1 protein-coding gene is annotated in these 233 nt (G+C 64.4%); it reads right to left on the minus strand.

What is annotated here, in order from left to right:
• Positions 1-60 precede the first annotated feature (60 nt).
• A partial coding sequence (locus tag SB753_RS41790; protein WP_410805784.1) for a glycine cleavage T C-terminal barrel domain-containing protein occupies positions 61-233 on the minus strand: 173 nt, incomplete at its 5' end.

A 233-nucleotide genomic window follows, 5' to 3' on the forward strand; every position in this document is an offset into this window, starting at 1 on the left:
TGCCACGGTTGTCCCGCCACACGGTTCGCGACAGCCGCTGTTGCGCCCGGTGCCTTGTTCCTAGCTTCCTTCCCCCCCTCGCCGCACCCCTTCGGTGTCGTAGAAAACGGGGCTGGCGATCTTCGCGGCGATCTGCTTGCCGCTCGCCAGCGGAATCGTCACGTTTTGCCCCATCTTGTTCAGGCCGCCCTTGACCACGGCGAGCGCGATCGAACGATTCAGAATCGGGCTGT

Source organism: Paraburkholderia sp. SIMBA_053 (assembly GCF_046534895.1).
Classification (GTDB): domain Bacteria; phylum Pseudomonadota; class Gammaproteobacteria; order Burkholderiales; family Burkholderiaceae; genus Paraburkholderia; species Paraburkholderia caledonica.